7 protein-coding genes are annotated in these 8,116 nt (G+C 61.6%); 2 read left to right on the top strand and 5 right to left on the bottom strand.

The window, feature by feature from the left end:
* Positions 1–111 precede the first annotated feature (111 nt).
* From E3T54_RS00035 to E3T54_RS00015, 5 genes are all read right to left on the bottom strand, one after another.
* Positions 112–1,158 (bottom strand): ABC transporter permease, encoded by a 1,047-nt coding sequence (locus E3T54_RS00035; protein ID WP_092325076.1) that lies wholly within the window; start codon positions 1,156–1,158, stop codon positions 112–114.
* The gene (locus E3T54_RS00030) at positions 1,155–2,669 is read right to left on the bottom strand and encodes a sugar ABC transporter ATP-binding protein (protein WP_134474045.1); all 1,515 of its coding nucleotides are present in this window, start codon (positions 2,667–2,669) and stop codon (positions 1,155–1,157) included. Before E3T54_RS00030 ends, E3T54_RS00035 begins: the two co-directional genes overlap by 4 nt.
* 83 nt (positions 2,670–2,752) lie before the next feature.
* Positions 2,753–3,727 carry a sugar-binding protein gene (locus tag E3T54_RS00025; RefSeq protein WP_134474044.1) on the bottom strand — a complete coding sequence of 325 codons (975 nt, stop codon included), beginning with the start codon at positions 3,725–3,727 and terminating at the stop codon, positions 2,753–2,755.
* A gap of 107 nt (positions 3,728–3,834) precedes the next feature.
* Complete coding sequence (locus E3T54_RS00020) at positions 3,835–5,316, bottom strand: four-carbon acid sugar kinase family protein (protein WP_134474043.1); 1,482 nt, start codon at positions 5,314–5,316, stop codon at positions 3,835–3,837.
* Complete coding sequence (locus E3T54_RS00015; RefSeq protein ID WP_134474042.1) at positions 5,313–5,990, bottom strand: aspartate/glutamate racemase family protein; 678 nt, start codon at positions 5,988–5,990, stop codon at positions 5,313–5,315. Before E3T54_RS00015 ends, E3T54_RS00020 begins: the two co-directional genes overlap by 4 nt.
* 148 nt (positions 5,991–6,138) lie before the next feature.
* Between E3T54_RS00015 and E3T54_RS00010 the strand changes: the two genes are divergently transcribed.
* Both E3T54_RS00010 and E3T54_RS00005 read left to right on the top strand, forming a co-directional pair.
* The gene (locus E3T54_RS00010) at positions 6,139–7,122 is read left to right on the top strand and encodes an aldo/keto reductase (protein ID WP_198414403.1); all 984 of its coding nucleotides are present in this window, start codon (positions 6,139–6,141) and stop codon (positions 7,120–7,122) included.
* A 54-nt stretch (positions 7,123–7,176) separates the two neighbouring features.
* Positions 7,177–8,013 carry an aldo/keto reductase gene (locus E3T54_RS00005; protein WP_134474040.1) on the top strand — a complete coding sequence of 279 codons (837 nt, stop codon included), beginning with the start codon at positions 7,177–7,179 and terminating at the stop codon, positions 8,011–8,013.
* Positions 8,014–8,116: the final 103 nt, after the last annotated feature.

Raw genomic sequence — 8,116 nt, 5'->3', positions numbered from 1 at the left:
CGGCACGGCCGACCTTACCGTGGGCTCCGGTGATAAGTACCTTCATGATTGCTCCTTCTGTGCTGCAGTGTTATGCGCGTCCGTTTGACGCGCTGTTGTGATCTGTGCGTGTCAGTTACGTTGCTTGCGCCACATGTTCAAAGCGACCGCGCCCACGATGATTACCCCGCTAAACACCTGCTGCCAGTAGGCGGAAATGCCCAGGAGGATGAGCGCGTTCTGGATCAGCAGGAGGAGTGAGGTTCCGAGTGCTGTTCCGAGGATTCCTCCCACTCCGCCGAAGAGGCTTGCTCCACCGATAACGGCTGCCCCGATAGCCAGCAGCTCGTATCCATTCCCGGCAGCGGGCTGGCCCACGCTCAATCGCGCGGTTTCCAAGATCCCTGAGACGGCGGCGAGGGTCGAGGCGATGACGAAGACCGAGATCTTCACGCGTCGGACTCGAATGCCCGACAGCTTTGCCGCTTCCTCATTTGATCCAACGAAGTAGACATGACGGCCGAACGTGGTGCGGGTGAGCACGAGGTGCGCCGCGATTGCGACGATCGCCGCGACCCAAACCGGGATGGGAATACCGAGATAGGCCCCCTGTCCAATGAACAGGAATTCGGACGGGAACCCACTGATCGTCGAGCCACTGGTAATGCCCAGGGACAATCCGCGGGCCACGGCCAACATGCCAAGCGTCACGACGAACGAAGGTATGCCCATGAACGCATTGATTGAGCCGTTCACGAGCCCCACAACGGCACCCCCGACCAGGGCGAGAAGCACTGCCACAATCGGCGAGATCCCCAAGTTTACTATGAAAACGCCGGTCAGGACGCTAACAAACGCGACCACGGACCCCACGGAGAGGTCAATTCCGCCGATCAGGATGACGAAGGTCATTCCTACACTGATGATCAGGGCAAGGCCGATCTGCCGTCCGACAACCGTGAGGTTCCCGGCTGTGAAGAAGTACGGAGAAGCCCACGACAGGTAAACCACGAGGAGAATCACGACCGCGGCGAGGGTTGACTCGCGCGCGGTGACGATCTTCCGCAGCGTTTTGCGGGTCTTCTGGCCCAGCGTCGTACGCGCAATCGCTGGTGCAAGCTGGTTGGTACTTGACGCCCCGTGCGTTTCTTGCTTCACGATCTCTCCATTGCTTGTCATGAACCGTCCTCCTGTACTCCTGTTGCCATAGCCATGACCCGCTTCTCGGTTGCCTGGGCAGCGTCGAGTTCGCCGACGCCGTAACCCTCTCTCATGACGAGGATGCGGTCGGCGATTCCCAAAACTTCAGTCAGCTCGGAAGAGATGACCAGCACCGCGACGCCTTCGCCGGCGATCGTACGGATCAGCTGGTAAATCTCGGCCTTCGCGCCAACATCGACGCCGCGCGTGGGCTCATCGAGGATGAGCAACTTGGGGAGTCGGGCAAGCCAACGAGCCAAAACCACCTTTTGCTGGTTCCCGCCGCTGAGGGTGCCGGCGGCGACTTCGATAGCCGACTCTCGCAGGCCAAGCTGCTTCGCATATCTGCGAGCGAGTTCTCGGTCCCGGCGTTGCGACACGACGGACAACCGGCTGATCCTGGGCAGAGAGGCCGATGACATGTTCTCTCTGACGGGCAGCCCCAGGAATAACCCTTGGCGTTTCCGGTCCTCGGGCACGAAACCGATCCCTGCAGCCATTGCCTCATTCGGCGTCCGCAACGCCATCGGCTGTCCGTCAATGAGGATTTCTCCTCCGCGGCGCTTGACCGCACCGAAGATTGTCATCGCTGCGTCGCTTCGACCGGCGCCGATCAATCCGGCCAGGGCAACGATCTCTCCCGGTCGAACCGAAAAGCTCACGTCGTGCAGCAGCGCCCCGGAGCTGAGTCCCCGCACTTCCAGCGTGGGGATCGCCGTGTGGTCCACGGGAACGGTGCGCACCCCGTAGAGGTCTTCCAGTTCACGGCCAACCATCATCTGGACGATGTGGTTCGGGCTGGTTGTCTGGGCATCGCACACGCCCACAACCGATCCGTCACGCATGACCGTGATCCGATCGGCGATCTCGAAAATCTCACGCATGCGGTGCGAAACGTAGATCACGCTCACGCCGGTGGCGCGGAGCTGGCGCACGAGCGTGAGGAGGGTCGCCACTTCCTCTTCGGTCAGCGAAGAGGTCGGCTCGTCCATCACGACGACGCGAGCGTCGACGAGCAGCGCCTTCGCAATCTCAACCATCTGGCGCAGGGCGATGTTGAGGTTTCCGACGATCTCGTCTGGCGAAATGTTAATTCCGAGGCTGGTCAGGAGCCGACTGGCGCCGCTCTTCATCGCGTGGAAGTCAACGGTCCCGAATCGGGTCTTCGGCTCCCGACCAACGTAGATGTTCTCGGCAACGCTGAGATCATTGGCCAAGTTAAGTTCCTGATAGATGACAGCGATTCCATGGGCCTGCGATTCACGAGGCGAATGGACCTGGACGACCTGGCCGGACACCTCGATGACGCCTTCATCGGCACGTGCCGCACCGGCGAGTATCTTCAAAAGTGTGCTCTTGCCGGCACCGTTTTCCCCGACGAGAGCCATCACCTCGCCCGGCTCGACCGACAAGCTGACATCGCGAAGTGCGGTAACGCCTGGATACCTTTTGACGATACCCCGCATTGCGATGAGCGTGTGCTCAGCCATTGCTGCTCCCTTGTGCTTGGTACGGGTGTGGATGACATGCGGGGCCGGCGGATTCTCAGCCGACCCCGCAATCCGTGTGGATGCTAGTGCGCGGTCTTCTGGAATTCCGCCAGCGTGTCGGGAGTGACCGTCACGACGCCGGTGTCGACCACGAAGTTCTTCTCCAGCTTGGACGACTTGTTGTGGAAGTCAACCAGGATCTGGAGTGCCTGTGCGGTCATTCCGTAGGGCTTCTGCGAGATGAGCGCATCCACGCAGCCGTTGTTCATGCCCTCAACACCCTGCGGAACAACGTCGAAGCCCACGGCCTTGACGGTTCCGCACTTGTCGGCCGACTTCAGTGCCCCGGCGATACCGGGAAGGTCGGAACCGCCGATGCCGATGAAGCCGGCGAGGTCCGGGTTGGCCTGAAGGATCGTTTCGGAGGCTGTCTGCGCGGTTGCGACGGATTCACCGGAAACCTCGGTGGCTACCAGTTGGATGTCGGGGTGCTTCGCCAGTGCCTTCTTGACTCCCTCGAGGCGCTGGTTGAGGTTGACCGCGCTCAGGCTGCCGATCACAACCGCGACCTTGCCCTTATTGCCGACGCTCTTGGCCAGAGCCTCGCCTGCCTGGACACCGGCGGCGACGTTGTCCGTGCCGATGTAGCCCAACACGTCACTGTTCGGAACAGGCCCGTCCCACGCGATGACCGGGATGCCGGCCGCCGTCGCCTTGGCGATGTTGTCGAGAACGCTCGCGGGGTCATTCGGTGAGATGGCAATCCCTGCGGGATTGGTGGCGAGGACTGAGTCGAAGATGTCTACCTGCGCGGCGGCATCGTCTGTGTCCGGGCCGAGGAACTTGGCCGTGACGCCAAGTTTGGCCGCTTCGTCTTCCATGCCCTTGCGGGCGTCCACCCAGTAAGGATTGTTGAGGGATTTGGGAAGGAACACGTAGACCGGCTTGTCACCGGTCGATTCTGCCGCCGGGCTGGTTTCGGTGGTCGGCGCGCTGCAGCCCGAGAGGGCGAAGGCTGCCGCGGCCATCATGGCGGCGGCGATGGTGATTTTTCGCATTACTACTCCTTTGTAATCAGTGCACAAAACTGTTGCCGTGGGTACTGCTGCTCCTGGTGGACCCCGATACTCGATCGCGCCCACTCGAAAATCACGATTCGTTGTTCTTATAGGCCCACTCCCGCGTGATTGCCTCGCAGAATACGGACTGCGTCTGCGAGGGTGGACTCATCCCCGACATTGCCGGCAAAGACGACGTACGGGAGGCCCTTCAGGCCCCGACCGTTGCCACCCTCGTTAACCCAGACCGAAACGATTCCTGGGAACAATTGTCCGACGACCGTTGCCCGCCGAATTTCAAGCCCCTCTGTGGCCACGTCGCTTGAGGTGATTCCGCCCTTGGCGAGTACCCATTTCAGCGGGACTTCGTCGACGGCTCGCGCAGCAAGCGTCACCAGCGCGTGCGATACGGCCTGGGCGATTACGAGGCTGGAATGACCCGAATCTCCCACGATTTGCTCCCTGCTTGATACGAGCAGCGCATCGGTTCGTGTGATGGCTGCCACCAGGGCATCACCGCATCGGGCCATTTCGTCGTCGGCCTGCGCCGGATCGAGCAGTCTCGGAACGTCCAGTTCGATGGTTGCCAGGTCGGCGACATCCCGCTTCAACCGCGAGACCTGTCGGGTGGTCAATTCGACATGGGAGCCGACGACCACCAACCCGTTTCCTGGACGTTCTCCAGAGGCGAAGACCTCATCATGGGAGAGCGGTGCCCGACCCTTGATGCCGAGCCGCGACGCGACGAAGGAGGGGCCGGTGCGGCTCAGTACCCGAGCCCCGTCCCCTTCCGCCAGGATGAGGCCCAGGACGACCACATCGAGATCGGCCTCATCCACCGCATTGACAACGATGGGGGTGGCGTTTTTGCAGCTGCGGATAACGTCGCGCACTCGTTCCGCCCCCCCAACCCGGATGTCTTCGAGGCTGAGGCTGAGAACGCCGTTCGATGAGACGGCCGCGTGTGTTTTCTCCTGCACGTAGTCCCGCAGGTTGGAACTGGTGAATCCGAAGGTCGCATCCTGCGCGTAGTTCGTCTGACCGACCGGAACAAATGAGGTTCCGGTGCCGACATAGTGCACGTCGCCCTCGGTCACCCGTCCCGCCGCAATATAAGCGGGGGCGATGATCAAGGCGTCGTAGGGCGTACCCGCTGAACGAGCGAGATCGATGAGCACGTCCGTTTCTAGGGGATAATGCCCGCGCAGTGTCGAGTCGCTCCGTGTGATCAGCGTGTAGTGCGCGCCCAGCTGGGTGGCGACTCGGTCGATGACGTCAGCGACGTCCCTGATGGTGGCCCGAGCTTCGTCTTCGTTCAACCCTCGGGTGTTGGTGAGGATGAAGAAGCCATTCGCGGGCTGGTCAAAGGCCCAGTGAAGATCGTCGGGGGTCCACCCCGTGAGCACCGGGACACCCTGAACCGACTGGCTTCCCGTCGGATCGTCATCGAGCACGATCACCCAGGTTCGTGTGGCGGCGTTCGCTTCGCGAATCTGCAGGCGGGCCTCGGGCAGGCGCAGGACGGGGGGTCCCGCGACCAACAACTCGTCGGCATCCCTCACCTTCCCGGCGAGGTTCTTCGACTTCATTCCCCGAGTTCCGCGACGCGCTGGGCCAGATATTCCACGCCGATGCGGGGGCTGGACAACACCGGAAGCTTCGTCTGCTCGTGCAGACTGCCTGCGAGACGATTCATAGATGCCTGCGACAGGACGATCATGTCAACACTCTTCGCCAGATCCATGGCCTGTTCGGTCACAATTGCGTCGTGCTTCTCACGGTCTCCCGACATCAGCACATCGAAGGCACCGCTGCACAACCTCTGCTCGATCGTGACCGTTCGCCCGATCTCCGCTGCCTTTGCGGAGATGAGGTCAGAAGTCGGTCCGAGCGTGGTGGGGACCGTGGCAAGGACACCGATCTTCGTGCCCTCGCGGGCTGCCTGCATGGCCATGGCCTCGTCGATCTTGACGATGGGCGTGTGAACGCTGCGGGCAGCGACGTCCAGCGCCGGGCCCAGCGACGAGCACGCGGAGAAAATAATATCGGCGCCGGCCGCTTCTGCCGCCTGCGCAAGATGCGTCATCCGCAATGCGCTGTTTGCCGAGATCCCCTGCTCGCGGACGACCGTGGCGAGGACGTCAGAGTCAACGAAGTGGATGACCTCGGCGTCCGGAATGAGTTCTGCGATGAGGTTGTTGATCACCGGCTCGACGGAGACAAACACGAAGCTGGTGTGCAGGATCGCAATCTTCTTTGACACGACAAATCTCCTTTGAGGTAAGACGCAGGACGTCTGATGACTTATCATTATCGAGGGGCGCGAACTTGTCAATCCGGAAAAGATAACAATTACGAACGGCCACGACAGGTGTCGGGGGATCCTCATAGAAAGCCTGGCTGGAGGAACTATGGCAATGCACGGAACGCATGTCGCAGGCTTGGACCTGCCCATCTCCCACGTTGCCCTCGGCACGATGACGTTCGGAGACACGGTCGACGCGGCCATGGCTGCCTCGCTGATCGACGCTGCCCTGGATGCGGGCATCACCATGATTGATACGGCCAACGTGTACGCCGGTGGAGCGAGTGAGGAAATCCTGGCCTCACTTCTGCCCAAACGCCGCGATTCCGTTCTGCTTGCGTCCAAGGCCGGCATGCCGCATCCTGACGCCGGGGAGCACTCCCCGCTCTCCGAGCCCGGTCTGCGCCGCTCTGTCAGCGGCAGTCTTCGTCGTCTGGGAGTCGAGCGCATCGACCTGTTCTATCTGCACCAGCCGGACCGCGCCACTCCCCTGGAGGAGACCATGGGCGCGGTCGCGGAACTCGTTCGGCAGGGGACGATCGGCGCTCTGGGCGTCTCGAATTTCGCTGCCTGGCAGATCAGCGAACTCAATCACGTCGCGGATGCCATTGGCACCCCGCGTCCCGTCGTCGCGCAACAGCTCTTCAACCTGGTGGCCAGACGCATCGAGGAAGAATATCTTGAGTTCGCCGGCACGACGGGCCTGTTGACCATGGTGTACAATCCGCTGGGCGGCGGTTTGCTCACCGGAAGTCACCGGTTCGCCGAGCTGCCCGCTGCGGGGCGTTTCGGAAGTTCGAAGCTGGCGGAAATGTACAAACAGCGGTACTGGGATCCCCGGCTCTTCACCGCGATCGATTCCCTGGCAAAGATCGCTGCCGGCGCCGGCATCACGCTCATCGAACTGTCATTGCGCTGGTTGATGAACAGGCCGGACGTCGGCGCTATCCTGTTGGGCGCTTCGCGGCTCGAGCAGTTGCACTCCAACATCCTCGCGGCGGAGAAGGGCCCGCTGGCAGCGGATGTGATCGCTGCGTGCGATGACGTGGGATTGACGCTCCGAGGCCCCATGGCCAGCTACAACCGTTAGACACTTGCCCAGAGCCGAGAACATCACGCACCACCCCAATGGAAATGAGAACCAATGCCGACCATTCCCTCAATCGTCCTCAACAACTCCGTCAAGATCCCCCAGCTGGGCTTCGGCGTATACCAAATCGAGCCCAGCGATGTGCGCGCTGCAACTGACCGAGCGTTGAAAGCCGGCTATCGCCACATCGATACCGCGGCGGCCTACGCCAATGAAGCGGGCGTGGGCGAAGCCGTACGCGCAAGCGGGATCCCGCGCGACGAAATCTTCATCACGACCAAGCTCCGCAACGCTGATCAGGGTTATGAAGGCGCCCTCAGGGCATTCGAGACGAGCCGTAAAGAGCTGGGGCTCGACGTCATCGACCTGTACCTGATCCACTGGCCCTACCCGCGCCACAACCTCTTCGTGGAAAGCTGGAAGGCGCTGGAGAAGCTCTATTCGGATGGTGTCGTTCGCGCCATCGGGGTGTCGAATTTCCTCCAGCCTCACCTCGACCGGATCCTGGCGGAGGGCGACATCGTTCCGGCCGTGAACCAGATCGAGCTGCACCCGAGCTTCCAGCAGGCCGAGCTCATTGCGTACTGCGCCGCCCGCGGAATCGCCGTCGAATCGTACAGCCCCCTTGGCCAGGGCCAGGACCTGACCGGTGCGGTCGTGCGGAGCATCGCCGAGAATCATGGGAAGTCGCCTGCCCAGGTCGTGCTGCGCTGGCACCTGCAGCGCGGATTCATCGTCATTCCGAAGTCCGTGAGCGAGCAGCGCGTGCACGAGAACATCGATGTTTTTGATTTTTCGCTCACCCAGGAGGAAATCGACTCGATCCATGGGCTCGAATCCGGGCTGCGTACAAGTGGCGATCCGACCACTTTCGATTTCCCCCAGATCTAGTAGTACTTAGTTAGGTTGGGCGTGTCGGCTGTTAATCGTCGCTGGGATCTGTTAATTTTCAGGCGTGAATCCTGATGAACTCACTGAGACCAAAGCCGAGTTG

The sequence above is a fragment of the Cryobacterium sp. Sr8 genome (assembly GCF_004403225.1).
Classification (GTDB): domain Bacteria; phylum Actinomycetota; class Actinomycetes; order Actinomycetales; family Microbacteriaceae; genus Cryobacterium; species Cryobacterium psychrotolerans.
The sequence above is the reverse complement of the archived record's forward strand: the minus strand, read 5'-3'. Positions and strand labels throughout refer to the sequence as shown.

Coding starts and splice junctions, on each gene's coding strand:
- E3T54_RS00030 (WP_134474045.1), bottom strand. CDS start 2,669: ATGGCTGAGCACACGCTCATCGCAATGCGGGGTATCGTCAAAAGGTAT.
- E3T54_RS00035 (WP_092325076.1), bottom strand. CDS start 1,158: ATGACAAGCAATGGAGAGATCGTGAAGCAAGAAACGCACGGGGCGTCA.
- E3T54_RS00025 (WP_134474044.1), bottom strand. CDS start 3,727: ATGCGAAAAATCACCATCGCCGCCGCCATGATGGCCGCGGCAGCCTTC.
- E3T54_RS00005 (WP_134474040.1), top strand. CDS start 7,177: ATGCCGACCATTCCCTCAATCGTCCTCAACAACTCCGTCAAGATCCCC.
- E3T54_RS00020 (WP_134474043.1), bottom strand. CDS start 5,316: ATGAAGTCGAAGAACCTCGCCGGGAAGGTGAGGGATGCCGACGAGTTG.
- E3T54_RS00010 (WP_198414403.1), top strand. CDS start 6,139: ATGGCAATGCACGGAACGCATGTCGCAGGCTTGGACCTGCCCATCTCC.